The sequence below is a fragment of the Paenibacillus sp. YIM B09110 genome (assembly GCF_037167145.1).
Lineage (GTDB): Bacteria > Bacillota > Bacilli > Paenibacillales > Paenibacillaceae > Pristimantibacillus.
This window is the reverse complement of the sequence record NZ_JBANSP010000023.1, coordinates 46,853-65,345: the sequence shown is the minus strand read 5'-3', so window position 1 is coordinate 65,345 and position 18,493 is coordinate 46,853. Positions and strand designations below refer to the sequence as shown.

12 protein-coding genes and 1 other annotated feature (1 of these 13 only partly in view) are annotated in these 18,493 nt (G+C 47.8%); all 12 genes read right to left on the bottom strand.

Annotated features, from left to right (window positions below; all coding sequences use genetic code 11):
• Positions 1–1,134: 1,134 nt before the first annotated feature.
• The 12 genes from V8F51_RS25045 to rplJ all read right to left on the bottom strand — a co-directional run bounded on the left by V8F51_RS25045 (position 1,135) and on the right by rplJ (position 18,370).
• Positions 1,135–1,929, bottom strand: a complete 795-nt coding sequence (locus tag V8F51_RS25045; RefSeq protein ID WP_337103241.1) for an ABC transporter ATP-binding protein — start codon at positions 1,927–1,929, stop codon at positions 1,135–1,137.
• Entirely contained in the window at positions 1,929–2,846 is a 918-nt protein-coding gene (locus tag V8F51_RS25040; RefSeq protein ID WP_337103240.1) for an ABC transporter permease, read from the bottom strand. The genes V8F51_RS25045 and V8F51_RS25040 overlap by 1 nt, the downstream gene beginning before the upstream one ends.
• Before the next feature lie 96 nt (positions 2,847–2,942).
• Complete coding sequence (locus tag V8F51_RS25035; protein WP_337103239.1) at positions 2,943–3,992, bottom strand: ABC transporter substrate-binding protein; 1,050 nt, start codon at positions 3,990–3,992, stop codon at positions 2,943–2,945.
• A gap of 289 nt (positions 3,993–4,281) precedes the next feature.
• A complete protein-coding gene (gene tuf / locus V8F51_RS25030; RefSeq protein ID WP_337103238.1) occupies positions 4,282–5,472 on the bottom strand; it encodes an elongation factor Tu in 1,191 nt (396 codons plus the stop codon).
• A gap of 113 nt (positions 5,473–5,585) precedes the next feature.
• Positions 5,586–7,664 carry an elongation factor G gene (gene fusA / locus V8F51_RS25025; RefSeq protein WP_337103237.1) on the bottom strand — a complete coding sequence of 693 codons (2,079 nt, stop codon included), beginning with the start codon at positions 7,662–7,664 and terminating at the stop codon, positions 5,586–5,588.
• A 29-nt stretch (positions 7,665–7,693) separates the two neighbouring features.
• The gene (gene rpsG / locus V8F51_RS25020) at positions 7,694–8,164 is read right to left on the bottom strand and encodes a 30S ribosomal protein S7 (protein ID WP_337103236.1); all 471 of its coding nucleotides are present in this window, start codon (positions 8,162–8,164) and stop codon (positions 7,694–7,696) included.
• Positions 8,165–8,229: 65 nt separating this feature from the next.
• Positions 8,230–8,652 carry a 30S ribosomal protein S12 gene (gene rpsL, locus V8F51_RS25015; RefSeq protein ID WP_054025332.1) on the bottom strand — a complete coding sequence of 141 codons (423 nt, stop codon included), beginning with the start codon at positions 8,650–8,652 and terminating at the stop codon, positions 8,230–8,232.
• Positions 8,653–9,017: 365 nt separating this feature from the next.
• Positions 9,018–12,644, bottom strand: a complete 3,627-nt coding sequence (gene rpoC / locus V8F51_RS25010; protein ID WP_337103235.1) for a DNA-directed RNA polymerase subunit beta' — start codon at positions 12,642–12,644, stop codon at positions 9,018–9,020.
• 97 nt (positions 12,645–12,741) lie between these two features.
• The gene (gene rpoB, locus V8F51_RS25005) at positions 12,742–16,305 is read right to left on the bottom strand and encodes a DNA-directed RNA polymerase subunit beta (protein WP_337103234.1); all 3,564 of its coding nucleotides are present in this window, start codon (positions 16,303–16,305) and stop codon (positions 12,742–12,744) included.
• 354 nt (positions 16,306–16,659) lie between these two features.
• Positions 16,660–17,265, bottom strand: coding sequence for a class I SAM-dependent methyltransferase (locus V8F51_RS25000; RefSeq protein WP_337103268.1), 606 nt, complete (start codon positions 17,263–17,265; stop codon positions 16,660–16,662).
• A gap of 139 nt (positions 17,266–17,404) precedes the next feature.
• Complete coding sequence (rplL, locus tag V8F51_RS24995; protein ID WP_137186567.1) at positions 17,405–17,764, bottom strand: 50S ribosomal protein L7/L12; 360 nt, start codon at positions 17,762–17,764, stop codon at positions 17,405–17,407.
• Positions 17,765–17,866: 102 nt separating this feature from the next.
• Positions 17,867–18,370 (bottom strand): 50S ribosomal protein L10, encoded by a 504-nt coding sequence (gene rplJ / locus V8F51_RS24990; RefSeq protein ID WP_337103233.1) that lies wholly within the window; start codon positions 18,368–18,370, stop codon positions 17,867–17,869.
• Between the two features lie 55 nt (positions 18,371–18,425).
• Positions 18,426–18,493: a sequence feature (ribosomal protein L10 leader region), on the bottom strand; it runs 96 nt beyond the window's last position.

Genomic DNA, 18,493 nt, shown 5'->3' with positions numbered 1-18,493 from the left:
GAGAAAAACCCTTCACGCGCTCCATGGCAAAGGAGCGGGGTGTGTCGGCAACCTCTCGCATCAACGCAACGTCAGACCAACAGTCAATATTATACCGAATTTAATAGGCAATTGCAACATAATAATCTTGCTCGCAACATTTGGCATCGAACAAGGATTATTACCGCTTTGCGCCACTGCATTCGGCCTCCGTCCGCTGTTGAAATGGTGATCCTAAGAATCGAGTTAAAGGTAAGATCACCATTTCAAAGGCGGAACGTAAACTCTCCGACCGAACCCAGTTCTGCTCCGCTCTTATCCTTGAAAAATCCCTGATGTGCTCGCTCGAAGCAGAAAAGCATGCTCGTTCGAATTCATGTGAACGAGCATATGTAGCTAATACCATTTCCGTTATGAGTTGTCCTCACTCATTATTGACCCGAATCACATTATATAACGCCAGCTGAAACTATTCATTAGTAATAAGGAGGGAATACACAATAGCCGACCTAAGCTTCCTATAACCAGTTGATCCTGCCACGCTGTAGTGTCTTTTCAGGAAACTAATTAAATCTCCTCAGCGTAAACCTCTCATTTAGCTCGATATCGGAACACTAATACGTCGGTTTTGCCGTCTTGAGCGATTTTCAGCTAATTAGTTTGACGAATTGCCACTATTGTATGCAATGGTGCACAATATTCAGTATTAGTTCGATAAAATCGAACTATCGCTTCTGTTACAAAAAAAAGCGCGTGCGACTCAACATCGCACGCGTTTCTTCTATTATATTTGGTTTGATGAGGACGGAACGGAGAGGAAGGCGGGGAGCTGGAGAGTTTACGGTCTGCTTTTGAAATCCGTATTGTATCAGCGTTCTATTCTAATCAAAACAATACAGTTTCAACGCAGACGCAAGCCCCCGCTTTCCACGCAGTGCAGTTCCCTCTATTAATACCCCCGTTTGATGAGGACGGAACGGAGAGGAAAGCGGGGAGCTGGAGAGTTTACGGTCTGCTTTTGAAATCCGTATTGTATCAGCGTTCTTTTCTAATCAAAACAATACGGTTTCAACGCAGACGCAAGCCCCCGCTTTCCACGCAGTGCAGCTCCCTCAAATAAACCTGCTCCTAGCCCAGTGAAGTCCGCAATCAAACCTACCCCAGCACGATGCGATCGTCAGCCAACTTCTTGCCGCTGATCTGCTCAAACTCACCAAGCAACTGCTCTACAGTCAGGTTCTTCTTGCGATCCTCATTAACGTTAAGAATGATTCGACCTTTATCCATCATGATCAGGCGGTTGCCAAGACGAATCGCCTGCTCCATGTTATGTGTTACCATTAGCGTCGTAAGTTTCATTTCGCGGACAATCGATTCTGTCAGTGTAGTGATAAGCTCCGCACGAGCGGGATCCAACGCCGCTGTGTGCTCGTCTAGCAATAGAATCTGCGGACGAGTGAACGTTGCCATTAGCAAGCTGAGCGCTTGACGCTCGCCGCCTGAGAGCAACCCAACCTTGGCGTTAAGACGATTCTCAAGGCCAATGCCTAGACGAGACAGTTCTTCACGGAAAACCGCTCGCTTCGCTTTATTCACACCAAAGGAGAATCCGCGTGACTTGCCTCGCGTAAAAGCCATCGCCATATTTTCCTCAATCGTCATGCGCGGCGCTGTGCCGGCCATCGGATCTTGGAAGACGCGGCCGATCCAGCGGCTGCGTTGATGCTCGGACAGTGGCGAGATAACCTTCCCGTCAATCTTCACATCACCGGCATCCGGCTTCATTACTCCGGAGATAATGTTCATCAGCGTCGACTTGCCGGCGCCGTTACTTCCGATTACTGTAACGAAGTCTCCAGGCTTCATAACAAGGTTGGCGCCTACGAGTGCTGTCTTCTCGTCTACCGTGCCAGGGTTAAAGAGCTTCGATACGTTAGCAATCTCCAACATTAACGGCCACCTCCCGCTTGTGGGGTGTTGCCGAGCTTAGCCAGCATCTCCGCTGTACGCTTGCGAGCGACACTCTTCATCTTCACCGCACGTCTAGCTGATGGGACAACAAGAGCGAAGATAATAATGATTGCTGTAATGAGTTTCATATCGGATGCTTCCAGCCACTCGACACGGAGTGCCAGCGCAAAAATAATCCGATAAATGACCGCACCAAGAATAACAGCCAAAGTGGCGCGGAAGATGGAACGCGATCCGAAAATGGCCTCGCCAATAATAACGGAAGCTAATCCGATAACAATCATACCGATACCCATGCTATTATCTGCAAACTTCTGATTCTGAGCAATTAGTGCTCCAGAGGTTGCTACCAATGCATTAGACAAAGCAATCCCGAAGATCGTTGTAACATCTGTGTTTGCACCAAAGCTGCGAATCATTCGCGAGTTATCCCCAGTTGCACGCAAGCTTAAGCCTACATCGGTTTTGAAGAACAAGTCCAACAGAAGCTTAACAACAACTGCCAAAACAATCGCAATTACCAATACCGATGCGCCGTCAAATACGTTATCCATGTTGCGCAAGGAAACGTTCGGTTTACCGAGAATGCGCAAGTTAATGGAATACAAGGCAATCATCATAATAATACCGGATAACAATCCGTTTATTTTACCCTTTGTATGAAGCAAGCCCGTACAAGTACCCGCTATTGCCCCGCCGATAAATGCACAAATAATCGCAAGCCATGGCGGTGTACCGTTTACGGTCATAACAGCGCCGATCGCAGCGCCTGTTGTGAAGCTTCCGTCTACAGTCAGATCCGGAAAGTCGAGGATACGGAACGTAATATAGACGCCAAGCGCCATCAACGCATACAACAGGCCGCTTTCCACAGCACCCTGTAATGATGTGAGCATCGTTATGCCACTCCTTTATCACAACAAGGGGGTGAACAGAATTGCCGCTCACCCCGCATGTTTTCATTTTCTTATTCTATTCCAATGATGCCGAACTTACTCGATAATGTTGTTTGCAGGATCTTTCACATAACTTTTCATTTTATCCGTAACTGTAATACCTTGCTCTGCAGCAGCCTTTAGGTTAATGATGAAATCAAGCTTTTGTGGAACCGTGATGTCCATCTCACCTGGGTTTTTGCCGTTTTTCAAAATCTCAACTGCCATTTGTCCAACTTCATAACCATGATCATAGTATTTGAAGCCAACCGTTAAGAAAGCTCCTTTTTCAACTGTATCGCGGTCAGCGGAGAAGAATGGGATGTCGTTTTTGTTAGCTACTTCAATAATGGAGTCCACGCCGCTAACAACGTTGTTGTCGAGTGTGATATAGATGGCATCAACGCGACCAACCAAAGATTCAGCAGCTTGTTGAACATCGGAAGTGTTAACAACAGGCGCTTTAACAAGCTCAATGCCATGCGCTTCGAGCGCTTCTTGTGCATACTTAGCCATAACTACTGCATTCGGCTCGCCTTCATTAATGACGAGGCCTACTTTCTTTACTTCAGGAAGTTCAGCAGCGATGAAGTCCATCGTTTGCTTAACCGCATCCGGATTCGTGTCGGATGCACCTGTTACATTGCCGCCTGGAGCTTGAAGCTGTTTAACGATGCCCGCATCGATCGGATCTGTTACGGCTGCGAACAATACAGGAATGTCCGTTACGTCCTCAGCTAAGTTCTGAGAGTTCATCGTTGCGATGCCAAGTGCAAGATCAGCGTTGCTAGAAGCAATTTTCTGAGAAATGGTTTTGCTGGTTGCCGCATCAGTTTGTGCGTTGTTCATATCGATCTTAAGGTTCTTGCCTTCCTCGATACCTGCATCCTTCAATGCTGCGATGAAACCTTCTCTAGTAGCGTCCAGCGATGGATGCTCGACAAATTGAGAAATAGCGATCGTGTACGTTTTCTCCGCATTGCCGCCAGTATTGCCTGCATTGTTATTCGATCCAGTATTAGCATTGCCGGAGTCGTTCGCACCGCATGCTGCCGTTACAGCCATAACAGCTGCAAGCGTAACGCCTAACCAAAACTTTTTTTTCATTTGTTATACCCCTCTCATGATGTGTGCCGTCAAAGTTGTGCTCGTAAAGGGTCATCCAGACAATACAAAAAAGGCCATACCTTTCTCTTCAGAACTATGCCTGACTTGCGGTGACTGAATGCCTTCGGAGTGTGGACAACCTTTACATTACATTTAATATTAATGGTCTAACCTGTATACCGTCAATCATTAGTTACATGAAAAATATCCAAATATAATTACTAACATAAAGAAGCTCCCACGTGTGTGGGAGCTTCTTGTTACAAACGTCGGCCTAAGGCCGCGTTTATTATTTTTGGATAGTTGCTACTGCGCCAGCGCCTACTGTACGGCCGCCTTCACGAATCGAGAAACGAGTTCCCTCTTCAACAGCGATTGGAGCGATAAGCTCAACCGTTACAGTGATGTTGTCGCCAGGCATAACCATCTCAGTGCCTTCTGGCAGGTTGATGATACCTGTTACGTCAGTTGTACGGAAGTAGAACTGTGGACGGTAGCCTGTGAAGAAAGGCTTGTGACGGCCACCCTCTTCTTTAGTTAGAACGTAGATTTGAGCAGTGAAGTTCGTGTGTGGCTTAACCGAACCTGGTTTAGCCAATACTTGACCACGCTCGATGTTGCTGCGGTCTACACCACGAAGCAATGCGCCAACGTTGTCGCCAGCTTGAGCGGAGTCAAGCAATTTACGGAACATTTCAACGCCAGTTACTACGGATTTACGGGACTCTTCAGCAAGACCGATGATTTCGATCTCGTCGCCAACTTTGATAACGCCACGCTCTACGCGACCTGTAGCAACTGTACCACGGCCAGTGATTGTGAATACGTCCTCGACAGGCATAAGGAAAGGCTTAGCTGTGTCGCGCTCTGGAGTTGGGATATAAGTATCAACTTGCTCGAAGAGCTCGATGATTTTATCAGCCCAAGGACCATCTGGGTTAGCAAGTGCTTCACGAGCTGCGCCGCGGATGATTGGAGTGTCGTCGCCTGGGAACTCATACTCGGAAAGAAGGTCGCGAACTTCCATCTCAACAAGCTCAAGAAGCTCTTCGTCTTCAACCATGTCGCATTTGTTCAGGAATACAACGATGTAAGGCACGCCTACTTGTTTCGAAAGCAAGATGTGCTCACGAGTTTGTGGCATTGGGCCGTCAGTAGCGGATACTACAAGAATAGCTCCGTCCATTTGAGCAGCACCAGTGATCATGTTTTTAACGTAGTCGGCGTGACCTGGGCAGTCAACGTGTGCATAGTGACGAGCTGGAGTCTCATACTCAACGTGTGCTGTCGAGATTGTGATACCGCGCTCGCGCTCTTCTGGAGCTTTATCGATTTGGTCGAATGCTACTGCTGCACCGCCGTATTTTTTGGAAAGAACAGTTGTAATAGCAGCCGTCAATGTTGTTTTACCGTGATCGACGTGACCGATAGTACCAATGTTAACGTGCGGTTTATTACGTTCAAATTTTGCCTTAGCCATTGAACTTAATCCTCCTCATATACCATCATATTTTTTATGTGTGGGCCGACACCTAGAGTGCAAGCAAACCTGATGACGGCCTAGAACAAACTTTAGTTAGCCAAACGCAGTGATTACTCAGTGCCTTTGTGCTTGGAAATAATTTCTTCAGCGATCGACTTAGGAACTTCTTCATAGTGAGAAAGCTCCATCGAGAATACGCCGCGTCCTTGTGTACCGGAACGAAGTGTTGTGGAGTAACCAAACATCTCGGAGAGAGGCACCTTAGCACGGATGATTTGAGCGCCTGCGCGCGAATCCATACCTTCGATACGACCACGACGGGAGTTAAGCATACCCATAACATCGCCCATGTACTCTTCTGGAACAGTAACTTCAACTTTCATGATTGGCTCGAGCAATACTGGCTTACATTTTTCTTTGGCAGCTTTAAGCGCCATCGAACCTGCAATTTTGAACGCCATCTCGGAGGAGTCGACATCATGATAAGATCCGTCTACAACAACAGCTTTGACATCAACGAGCGGGAAGCCGGCTACAACGCCGTTTTTCATCGACTCTTCAATACCAGCCTGGATAGGAGCGATAAATTCACGTGGAATCGAACCGCCGACTGTTTTGTTTTCGAATATGAAGCCTGAACCTGGCTCAAGTGGTGAGAATTCAACCCAACAATGTCCGAATTGACCTTTACCACCGGATTGACGAACGAACTTACCTTCAACTTTCGCAGCTTGACGGAACGTTTCACGGTAAGCAACTTGTGGTTTACCAACGTTTGTCTCAACTTTGAATTCACGGAACATACGGTCAACGAGGATTTCAAGGTGAAGCTCACCCATACCAGAAATAATCGTTTGGTTTGTTTCTTCGTCCGTATGTGCGCGGAAGGTAGGATCTTCTTCAGCGAGTTTAGAAATCGCAATACCGAGTTTGTCTTGGTCAGCTTTCGTTTTTGGTTCGATAGCAACCGAGATAACTGGTTCTGGGAAGTTCATCGACTCAAGAATGATGATCGCTTTCTCATCGCAAAGTGTATCACCAGTTGTTGTGTCTTTAAGACCAACGGCTGCAGCGATATCGCCGGAATACACTTCGGAGATCTCTTGACGCGAGTTAGCATGCATTTGAAGAATACGTCCAATACGTTCACGTTTGCCCTTAGTTGAGTTAAGAACATACGAACCGGATTTCAATATACCCGAATACACACGGAAGAACGTCAAACGACCAACATAAGGGTCCGTCATGATTTTGAATGCCAAAGCCGAGAACGGCTCTGTATCAGACGATGGTCGTGCGCCTTCTTCTCCATCCTCGAGCGTACCTTTGATAGCCGGTACATCGAGTGGGGATGGAAGGTAGTCAACAACCGCATCCAACATCAATTGAACACCTTTATTGCGATACGAGGATCCAACGATTACTGGGAAGATTTTAACTTCGCATACGCCTTTACGGAGTGCTGCTTTAATTTCTGGAATAGTGAGTTCTTCACCTTCCAAATATTTCATCGTTAATTCTTCGTCCAGTTCAGCAACCTTTTCAATCAATTCCGTACGAAGTTCTTCGACTTGGTCGGCGTACTCAGCAGGAATCTCAACTTGAATAGGATCTTTACCTGTATCATCTTTGTACTTGTAAGCTACACGTTCAATAATATCGATAACGCCGACAAAATCACTCTCAGCGCCAATCGGTATTTGGATCGCAACAGCATTAGCTTGCAGACGCTCGCGCATGTCTTTAATAACATTCAGGAAGTCTGCGCCAATGATGTCCATCTTATTGACGTAAGCGATACGTGGTACGTTGTAACGGTCAGCTTGACGCCATACCGTTTCAGACTGTGGCTCAACGCCTTCTTTCGCACTGAAAACCCCAACAGCCCCGTCCAATACGCGCAGGGAACGTTCAACTTCAACTGTGAAGTCAACGTGTCCCGGGGTGTCGATAATATTGATGCGGTGACCGTTCCATTGAGCGGTTGTAGCGGCAGACGTAATCGTAATACCGCGTTCTTGTTCTTGTTCCATCCAGTCCATCGTAGCTGCACCTTCGTGCACCTCACCGATTTTGTGTGTACGGCCCGTGAAGAACAAGATCCGTTCAGTAGTAGTCGTTTTACCAGCATCAATATGCGCCATGATCCCGATATTGCGCGTATTATTCAAGGAGAACTCTCTTGACATAAAATGGTCTCCTCTCGATTGTTAAGATTCTACCAGCGGTAGTGAGCAAACGCTTTGTTTGCTTCAGCCATTTTGTGCGTATCTTCGCGTTTCTTAACAGAAGCGCCAGTGTTGTTCGAAGCATCCAGGATTTCAGCAGCTAGACGCTCTTCCATCGTTTTCTCGCCGCGGTTACGTGAGTAGTTCACGAGCCAACGGAGACCAAGTGCCGTACGGCGCTCTGGTTTAACTTCGATAGGCACTTGATAGTTAGCGCCGCCTACACGGCGAGCTTTAACCTCAAGAACCGGCATAATGTTTTTCAAAGCTGTTTCAAAAACCTCCATCGGATCTTTACCGGAACGCTCTTGAATCAATTTGAAAGCATCGTATAGCAGTGTTGCCGCTACGCCTCTTTTACCGTCAAGCATAATGCGGTTGATTAGGCGCGTTACCAGCTTGCTGTTATACATCGGATCTGGAAGCACATCGCGCTTCGTTACAGGACCTTTGCGTGGCATGTAAAGTCCCCCTTTCTTCTTATAGTCGCTTGTTCTAGCTTGTTAATAACTCGATAGAGTTATTCTTACGATTTTTTAACTTTAGGACGTTTTGTACCATATTTCGAACGAGCTTGCATACGGTTGTTTACGCCTGCAGTATCAAGAGCGCCACGAACGATATGGTAACGTACTCCTGCTAAGTCTTTTACTTTACCGCCGCGGATCAAAACAACGCTATGCTCTTGCAGGTTGTGTCCGATACCCGGGATGTAAGCCGTAACTTCTAGACGGTTCGTCAGACGAACACGAGCATATTTACGAAGTGCGGAGTTCGGTTTCCTTGGAGTCATTGTACCTACACGAGTGCACACACCGCGTTTTTGAGGAGCGCTGATGTTAGTAGCTTCACGTTTCAGTGCGTTGAAACCTTTTTGCAATGCTGGCGATTTCGACTTAACGACTTTCGCTTGACGTCCTTTGCGGACCAGCTGGTTAATTGTTGGCATGTTGCCACCCCCTTCCCCTATATCAATGTCTTTAATACGGTAGACATTTTACCCCATTTAAGCCCACAGAACCAGGCGGTTCATAAATGAACATACGAATTTCTAATTCCTAGTCATCAGGCACACTTCGACATATTAGCATCTATACTGTATACATGTCAAGTGTAATTCTCTGAAATTTATAAATCCCCTTAGATTAACCTAATATTTAGGACAAGCAATGCGATTAATGATGAATCTCGTACAACATTTATTCCATTAGTTAAAAGAAAAAGCGATCCACGCAGCCCGTTCGCATCGAGCGAACGGGTGCATGTATCACTTCATTCACGTTCATTATCTATCAGAGTAGCCATGGACGCTATCTATTCGATAGCTACTGCTTCCGTAGCTTCTTCTTGGACAATCGGATTACCTTCTTCATCTTCCATACCCACGAAGTGGATATTGCGGTAACGCTGCATACCGGTACCTGCTGGGATCAGCTTACCGATAATTACGTTCTCTTTCAAGCCAAGCAATTGGTCGACTTTGCCTTTGATAGCAGCATCGGTCAATACGCGTGTCGTTTCTTGGAACGATGCCGCCGACAAGAACGAATCCGTTTCAAGCGACGCTTTCGTAATACCGAGCAATACCGGCTTAGCGACAGCAGGCTCCTTATCAGAGAAGATCGCCTCGCGGTTCTGAGATTCATATTCATGAATGTCTACGAACGCACCTGGAAGAAGAGTTGTACCGCCAGCGTCTACGATACGGATTTTACGGAGCATTTGTTTAATCATGACTTCAACGTGCTTGTCATTGATTTCTACGCCCTGGTTCCGGTAAACGCGCTGTACTTCTTGCAAAATATAGTTTTGAACGCCGCGGATACCTTTGATGCGCAGCATGTCTTTCGGGTCGATCGAGCCGTCTGTCAGCTCATCGCCTGCTTCGATATGCTGGCCTTCCGTTACGCGGATACGCGAACCGTAAGTAACTGCATATACTTTCGATTCTGCTTCGCCTTGAACTTCGATCTCACGACGGTCCTTCGCTTCACGAATTTCCTTGATGACGCCGTCAAGCTCGGAAATGATCGCTTGGCCTTTCGGATTACGCGCCTCGAACAACTCCTGGATACGCGGCAAACCTTGCGTGATGTCGTCGCCGGCAACGCCGCCCGTATGGAACGTACGCATCGTGAGCTGTGTTCCTGGTTCGCCGATCGATTGAGCCGCGATAATACCAACCGCTTCACCAATCTCAACGTGCTTGCCAGTAGCCAAGTTACGGCCGTAGCACACTTTACATACGCCATGACGGGCGCGGCAGCTGAGCACAGAACGAATCTGCAGCTTCTCAACACCTGCATCGATGATCGCATCCGCTTTGTTCGAATCGATCAGTTCACTGCGGTTAACGATAATTTCGCCAGTCTTCGGATGACGAACAGTCTCGAAGGAGTAACGTCCTTCAATACGGTCGTACAGATCCTCGATAACTTCTTTACCGTCTTGAATCTTGCTAACTGTGAAGCCTTTATCTGTTCCGCAATCTTCTTCTCGAACGATTACGTCCTGCGCAACGTCAACCAAACGACGAGTCAAGTAACCCGAATCGGCTGTACGAAGTGCTGTATCGGCCAAACCTTTACGCGCACCATGCGTCGAGATAAAGTACTCGAGGACGGTAAGACCTTCACGGAAGTTCGATTTGATTGGCAACTCGATGATACGACCGGATGGGTTGGCCATCAGACCACGCATACCGCCGAGCTGAGTAATTTGCGATTTGTTACCCCGTGCTTTCGAATCCACCATGAGCATGATGTTGTTGTAACGATCCATCGATTTCATGAGGACTTCGGTAATTTCGTCTTTACACGCGCTCCAAATCGTGATGATACGGTCATAACGCTCTTCGTTCGTAATCAAACCGCGACGGTATTGATTCATAACAGTAGCGACCTTATCGTCGGAACGTTTCATGATTTCAGCTTTTTCTACCGGTATGATAACGTCGGATACGCCGATCGTAATACCAGCCTTTGTAGAATACGTGAAACCAAGCTGCTTAATGCGGTCAAGAAGGACAGCCGTAAGCGTTGTGTGATATTGACGGAAGCATTCCGCAATAACAAGCGCAAGGTAATCTTTGCCAACCGCGCCAGGGGTATTCAGTTCATCCGCAAACTTAACTAGGTCTGCGCCTTTTTCGTAAACAAAATATTTATCTGGAGTACCATGAAGCAGGTTCGTCTTCGTTGCTTCGTTGATATAAGGGAAATCTTCAGGGAAAATCTCGTTGAAGATAACTTTACCAACCGTAGTAACGAGCAACGAGTTTTGCTGCTGTTCGGTGAAATTAACTTTTTTCAACACGCGAACCGGAACGAAGATACGCGCATGCAACGATACAATACCGCGTTGATAAGCGGAGATTGCTTCGTTGACCGTACCGAATACGGAACCGCTGCCTTTGGACTCTTTGTTGTCCATCGTCAGATAGTAGCTGCCGAGAACCATATCCTGCGATGGTGTAACGACTGGCTTACCGTCTTTCGGGTTCAAGATATTGCCCGATGCAAGCATAAGAAGACGAGCTTCCGCTTGCGCTTCCGCGGACAACGGTACGTGAACGGCCATTTGGTCACCGTCGAAGTCAGCGTTGTAAGCTGTACATACGAGCGGGTGAAGCTTGATCGCTTTACCTTCAACCAAGATAGGCTCGAACGCTTGGATACCGAGTCTGTGAAGCGTAGGGGCACGGTTGAGCAATACCGGATGCTCCTTGATTACTTCTTCAAGAACGTCCCACACTTCAGGGCTTACGCGTTCAACTTTACGCTTTGCGCTCTTAATGTTATGCGCGAGGCCTTTGTTGACGAGTTCCTTCATGACGAACGGCTTAAATAGTTCAAGGGCCATTTCCTTCGGAAGGCCGCACTGGAACATCTTCAGGTTAGGACCTACGACGATAACGGAACGACCGGAATAGTCAACCCGTTTACCGAGCAAGTTCTGACGGAAACGTCCTTGCTTACCTTTGAGCATATGGCTGAGCGATTTCAATGGACGGTTACCCGGTCCTGTAACAGGTCGGCCGCGACGACCATTATCGATCAATGCATCAACAGCTTCTTGAAGCATACGCTTCTCATTCTGTACGATAATGTCTGGCGCACCTAGATCAAGCAGGCGCTTCAGTCGGTTGTTCCGATTAATTACGCGGCGATACAGATCGTTAAGGTCAGACGTTGCGAAACGGCCGCCGTCGAGCTGTACCATTGGACGAAGCTCAGGAGGAATGACCGGAAGCACGTCCAAAATCATCCACTCCGGTTCGTTACCGGAATTACGGAATGCTTCGACAACTTCAAGACGCTTGATCGCACGGTTTCGACGTTGGCCTTGAGCCGTACGCAGATCTTCCTTCAGTTGCACAAGCTCTTTGTCAATGTCGATATCTTGAAGAAGCTTCTTAACTGCCTCAGCACCCATGCCTGCATGGAAGCCGAATCCGTACTTCTCACGATAGCTGCGGTATTCTTTCTCAGACAATAGTTGTTTCTTCTCAAGCGGAGTTTCACCTGGATCGGTAACAACGTAAGATGCGAAATAAATGATCTCCTCAAGCGAACGAGGGGACATATCTAGCGCAAGGCCCATGCGGCTTGGAATACCTTTGAAGTACCAGATATGGGAGACAGGAGCTGCAAGCTCGATATGTCCCATACGCTCGCGGCGAACTTTCGCGCGAGTAACTTCTACGCCACAGCGGTCACAGACTACGCCTTTGTAACGAACGCGTTTGTATTTGCCGCAATGACATTCCCAGTCCTTAGTAGGTCCAAAGATTTTTTCGCAGAAGAGACCTTCCTTCTCCGGTTTTAACGTCCTATAGTTGATTGTCTCCGGTTTCTTAACTTCTCCGCGGGACCACGAGCGAATTTTGTCAGGCGAAGCCAGACCGATTTTCATATACTCGAAGTTGTTCACGTCCAACAAGGAGCAACCCTCCTTCGTCATCTATAACTATGTCTTTATGCGTAAACTGCCGAATTCCGAGGAGCGCGTGACGCTACTCGGAATTCAGGCGAATGCTTTATTCAGCGCCGACTTCAGTGCCTTCTAGATTTAGATTAAGTTTATCGCCAGTGTTCTCTTCCTCGTCGTCCATTTCCTTCATCTCGATCTCTTCTTCATTCTCAGTCAGGATCTTAACGTCCATACCCAAGCTTTGAAGCTCTTTGATCAATACTTTGAACGATTCAGGAACACCCGGTTCAGGAACATTCTCGCCTTTGACGATCGATTCGTACGTTTTCACACGGCCGACCACGTCATCGGATTTGACGGTAAGAATTTCTTGAAGTGTGTACGCTGCGCCATATGCCTCAAGCGCCCATACTTCCATCTCTCCGAAACGTTGTCCGCCGAATTGCGCTTTACCGCCGAGAGGCTGTTGCGTAACGAGCGAGTAAGGACCCGTCGAACGAGCATGGATTTTATCGTCAACCATGTGAGCCAGTTTGATCATGTACATGACGCCAACGGTAACTTCACGTTCGAAGTTCTCGCCGGTACGACCGTCATAAAGAACAGTCTTACCGTTACGCTGCATGCCGGCTTCTTCCATCGTATCGAATACGTCATTCTCGCGCGCGCCGTCGAATACAGGCGTAGCAGCGTGAATGCCGAGATGCTTACAAGCCATACCAAGGTGAACTTCAAGCGCTTGACCGATGTTCATCCGCGAAGGTACGCCGAGCGGATTCAGTACGACTTCTACTGGTGTACCGTCCGGTAGGAACGGCATATCCTCTTCCGGCATGATGCGGGCGATAACCCCTTTGTTACCATGACGTCCGGCCATTTTATCGCCTTCGGAAATTTTACGCTTCTGAGCGATATAAGCACGAACCAACTGGTTAACGCCTGGAGGCAATTCGTCGCCGTTCTCACGAGTGAACACCTTCACGTCTACAACGATACCGTCCGTACCATGCGGTACGCGGAGCGATGTATCGCGAACTTCGCGAGCTTTCTCGCCGAAGATTGCGTGAAGCAATCTTTCCTCAGCCGTCAGCTCTGTTACGCCCTTAGGCGTTACTTTACCGACAAGGATATCTCCTGCGTTAATCTCAGCACCGACACGGATAATGCCGCGCTCGTCGAGATTGCGCAGCGCATCTTCGCCGACGTTCGGAATGTCGCGTGTAATTTCTTCCGGTCCAAGCTTCGTATCACGAGCTTCGGACTCATATTCTTCAATGTGAATGGACGTGTACACGTCTTCCTTCACAAGCTTTTCGCTTAGCAAGATGGCATCCTCGTAGTTGTAACCTTCCCACGTCATGAACGCGACAACAACGTTGCGTCCAAGCGCCAATTCGCCTTGTTCTGTGGAAGGGCCGTCTGCGAGAATATCGCCTTTCTTGATTACGTCGCCTTTGCGTACAAGCGGACGTTGGTTAATGCACGTACCTTGGTTGGAACGCATAAACTTATGAAGCTTGTGCTTAACCAGGTCGCCTGTTACCGGTTTGCCGTCAATCATCTCAACGCGGCGCAGCCAAATTTCGTTAGCTGACGAACGCTCGATAATTCCGTCATATTTGGCAACAATACATACACCCGAATCTTTCGCAGCCTTATGCTCCATACCCGTACCGACGAACGGCGCTTTCGGGATAAGAAGAGGTACGGCTTGACGTTGCATGTTCGATCCCATTAGTGCGCGGTTGGAGTCATCGTTCTCTAGGAACGGAATGAGCGCTGTCGCAACCGACACAACCTGCTTAGGCGATACGTCCATGTAGTCAACGCGTTCGCTAGGCATCGTCAAGATGTTATCAGCCTGTTTGTTGTAACGAACGATCGTGTTCGTTTCAGCAAATTGACCTTCAGGAGTCAGCTTCGCATTCGCTTGCGCGATGATATAGTTGTCTTCCTCATCGGCAGTCATGTAAGAGATTTGTTCCGTAACAGTGCCAGTCTTCGGATCAACCCAACGATACGGAGCTTCAATGAAGCCGTACTCGTTAATACGGGCGAACGAGGACAAGGAGTTGATCAAACCGATGTTCGGTCCCTCTGGCGTCTCGATTGGGCACATACGGCCATAGTGAGAGTGATGGACGTCACGTACTTCGAATCCTGCGCGTTCCCTTGTCAAACCGCCTGGTCCGAGTGCCGATAGACGACGCTTATGCGTCAATTCAGCAAGCGGATTCGTTTGGTCCATGAACTGGGAAAGCTGCGAGGAACCGAAGAACTCTTTGATCGACGCGATAACGGGACGGATATTGATTAGCGCCTGTGGCGTAATCGCGTTCGCATCCTGAATCGACATTCTCTCGCGCACAACGCGTTCCATACGGGATAGACCGATACGGAATTGGTTCTGCAGCAATTCGCCTACGGAACGCAGACGACGGTTGCCGAGATGGTCAATATCGTCCGTGCTACCAACGCCGTGAAGCAAGTTAATGAAATAGTTAATGGAGGAAATGATGTCCGCAGGCGTAATGTGCTTAACGGATTTATCAATAACACCATTTGCGATAACTTTAATGATTTTGTTCTCGTCAAGCGGCGAGAATACGCTGATCGTTTGCAGCGGAATACTATCAGCATCAAGTACGCCGTTAGCGACGTGATACGTCTTGAAGCCCACATCCGTCTCAAGCTTTTCGAGGATCTCGTCAAGCAAGCGACGGTCAATCATTTGTCCCGCCTCAGCGATTATCTCGCCAGTAGTCGGATCAACCAGGTTCTCAGCGAGCTTCTGATTGAACAAACGATTTTTGATATGAAGCTTCTTGTTTATTTTGTAACGGCCGACATTGGCCAGGTCATATCGTTTTGGATCAAAGAAACGAGCTACAAGCAAGCTCTTCGCATTATCCAAAGTCGGCGGTTCGCCCGGACGAAGACGCTCGTAAATCTCGATCAGCGCTTTCTCCGTGGAATCCGTATTGTCCTTGTCTAGCGTATTGCGAATATACTCATCATGGCCTAGCAGCTCGAGAATCTCAGCGTCTGTGCCAAAACCAAGTGCACGCAAAAGCACCGTTACCGGAATTTTCCGGGTCCGGTCAATACGAACGTAAACAATATCCTTGGCATCCGTTTCAAGCTCCAGCCAAGCACCACGGTTCGGTATAACCGTTGCCGTGTAGTTCTTCTTCCCGTTCTTATCAACCTTCGTGCTGAAGTACACACTCGGGGAGCGCACCAATTGGCTGACTATAACCCGCTCGGCCCCGTTAATAATAAACGTGCCTGTCTCAGTCATAAGCGGGAAATCACCCATGAACACTTCTTGTTCCTTTACCTCGCCGGTCTCCTTATTGAAAAGTCGTACCTTAACGCGTAAAGGAGCTGCATACGTCACGTCGCGCTCTTTTGATTCATCGACCGAATATTTCGGTTCGCCTAAGCCATAGTCGATAAACTCAAGCGATAGATTGCCCGTAAAGTCCGAAATCGGAGAAATATCCTGAAACAATTCAATCAAATCGTTGTCCAAGAACTTCTCATACGATTTTTGTTGGATTTCAATCAGGTTCGGGACTTCCAGCACCTCGTTGATTCGGGCGTAGCTTCTGCGCGCTCGCCGACCATACTGAACAAGTTGTCCTGCCAACTTAACCTCACCCCTCATGTCTGTCTCACAGCATCGATACTTACTGCGTCACTCATAGCCGGCACCAGCCGCCTATATAGTTAAATAAAGAAAAGCCCTTATCGAATAGTTCGAAAAAAGAGCGTGTTTCCGGCAGCCAACCATTCGCAGCGCGGCGCGATGGTCACATATCAAGTAATTTTGCCCAAAATGTAAACATTATACGTCAAACTTGCATATCTTATGCAATCCGCGCCCAAAAAATCATACTTGACATTTTAGTTGACTAAAGAGATTGAGCCCAATTTAATGCTGACATTTTATAATATTACCATATCCAAAAAGTCAAGTCAAACTATTTCGCAAAACATTCTTTGAAAACTTTTTCACCGCTTATGTTCGAGTAGCTTTGAAGATCCGATAGCCTTTATCCTTCGTAACTTCCTCAACCTCATGTTCTCCGAACAAGTCCTTAAGCTTCGCCTCCGCTGACGGCGCTCCTTGCTTCTTCTGAATCACAACCCACATCGTTCCGCCAGGCGCAAGCAACTCATAACCCTCTTCGAATATACGATGGACAACTGCTTTTCCCGCGCGAATAGGTGGATTCGTTACAATGGTATTGAATCGTTGCTCCTTCACCGCAGCATAGATATCACTCTGCACTACCGTTACATTCGTTATCCCGTTAAGTCGAGCATTCTCGCGAGACAGCTCTACCGCTCGTTCATTAATATCAATCATCGTCACATGACCTTGCTGCGCCAGCTTCGCAGCCGTCAGCCCGATCGGACCGTAGCCGCAACCGACATCAAGCACCTTCGCATCGCCCGCAATCTCCATGACATCAATCAACACTCGGCTGCCGTAATCGACACCTGTCTTGGAGAATACGCCTGCATCCGTCATAAAACGAAAGGCATAGCCGCGCAGATCAAAGGTATGCTGCTGCCGGTTATGCTTTACTTCCGGGCTTTCAGAATAATAATGATTCGACATGTTCGGCTTCCCTTCCGTCATCCTTGAGCTATTAGCTTATAACATGCAACGAACCCCTTGAAACCATGCGGTTCCAAGGGGCTCGTCAGCGAGGCCACAGCGTATGCTTATGTCCCTGCTGTATGCAATTTAAGCGATATTACTTAACTTCTACGGAAGCGCCAGCTTCAGTAAGTTTAGCTGCAACAGCTTCAGCTTCTTCTTTAGCAACTTTTTCTTTGATTGCTTTAGGAGCGCTATCAACCAAGTCTTTCGCTTCTTTCAGGCCAAGACCTGTGATTTCGCGAACAACTTTGATTACGTTGATTTTCGATGCGCCAGCGTTGTTAAGGATAACGTCGAATTCGGATTGCTCAGCTTCAACAGCTACTGCTGCGCCGCCAGCAGCTACTGGAGCTGCAGCAGTTACGCCGAATTCTTCTTCGATTGCTTTAACAAGGTCGTTCAGTTCAAGAACGGTCATAACTTTGATGGCTTCCAAGATTTGCTCTTTAGACATGGTTATACCTCCGGAAATTTGGTTTAGTTTTTTTGTGTTTCGCATTACGCGACCGGCATAAGCCGGATAACAGTTACATCATTAGCAATGTTGCGTTGTTTACTAAGCTTGTGCTTCTTGCTTCTCGCCGACTGCTTTAACTGCAAGCGCGAAGTTGCGCATAGGAGCTTGCAATACGCTGAGGAGCATGGAAAGCAAACCGTCGCGGGACGGAAGCTCTGCAAGAGCTTTGATTTGATCCTGATCAACGACTTTACCTTCAACGATACCGCCTTTAAGTTTCAAAGCGTCGTTTTTCTTAGCAAAATCGTTCAAGATTTTCGCTGGAGCAACGGCGTCTTCTTTGCCGAATGCGATTGCTGTAGGACCAGTCAGGATATCGTTCAAAGCTGCGAAATCCGTTCCTTCAGTTGCACGGCGAACGAGCGAGTTTTTCAAAACTTGGAATTCAATGCCCGCTTCGCGGAGTTGTTTCCGAAGTTCAGTAACTTGCGCAACGTTCAATCCGCGATAGTCAGCAACAACCGTGCTCGAGCTCTCAGAGATCTTTGCCGCGATTACTGCAACTGCTTCTTGTTTCTCTTGGATGATCTTTGCGTTAGCCAAACTGTACACCTCCCGTAATATTTTACATTCCGATATACGACGGGCTTTCCTCGCCTCGATGCATGAGAAAGGCCTTCGCAGACGTTGCGAAGGCCATGATGTCGTTATCGCGGCAAGGCCGAT

Coding starts and splice junctions, on each gene's coding strand:
- V8F51_RS25035 (WP_337103239.1), bottom strand. CDS start 3,992: ATGAAAAAAAAGTTTTGGTTAGGCGTTACGCTTGCAGCTGTTATGGCT.
- V8F51_RS25045 (WP_337103241.1), bottom strand. CDS start 1,929: ATGTTGGAGATTGCTAACGTATCGAAGCTCTTTAACCCTGGCACGGTA.
- V8F51_RS25000 (WP_337103268.1), bottom strand. CDS start 17,265: ATGTCGAATCATTATTATTCTGAAAGCCCGGAAGTAAAGCATAACCGG.
- V8F51_RS25040 (WP_337103240.1), bottom strand. CDS start 2,846: ATGCTCACATCATTACAGGGTGCTGTGGAAAGCGGCCTGTTGTATGCG.
- rpsL (WP_054025332.1), bottom strand. CDS start 8,652: ATGCCAACAATTAACCAGCTGGTCCGCAAAGGACGTCAAGCGAAAGTC.
- tuf (WP_337103238.1), bottom strand. CDS start 5,472: ATGGCTAAGGCAAAATTTGAACGTAATAAACCGCACGTTAACATTGGT.
- fusA (WP_337103237.1), bottom strand. CDS start 7,664: ATGTCAAGAGAGTTCTCCTTGAATAATACGCGCAATATCGGGATCATG.
- rpoB (WP_337103234.1), bottom strand. CDS start 16,305: ATGAGGGGTGAGGTTAAGTTGGCAGGACAACTTGTTCAGTATGGTCGG.
- rpsG (WP_337103236.1), bottom strand. CDS start 8,164: ATGCCACGCAAAGGTCCTGTAACGAAGCGCGATGTGCTTCCAGATCCG.
- rplL (WP_137186567.1), bottom strand. CDS start 17,764: ATGTCTAAAGAGCAAATCTTGGAAGCCATCAAAGTTATGACCGTTCTT.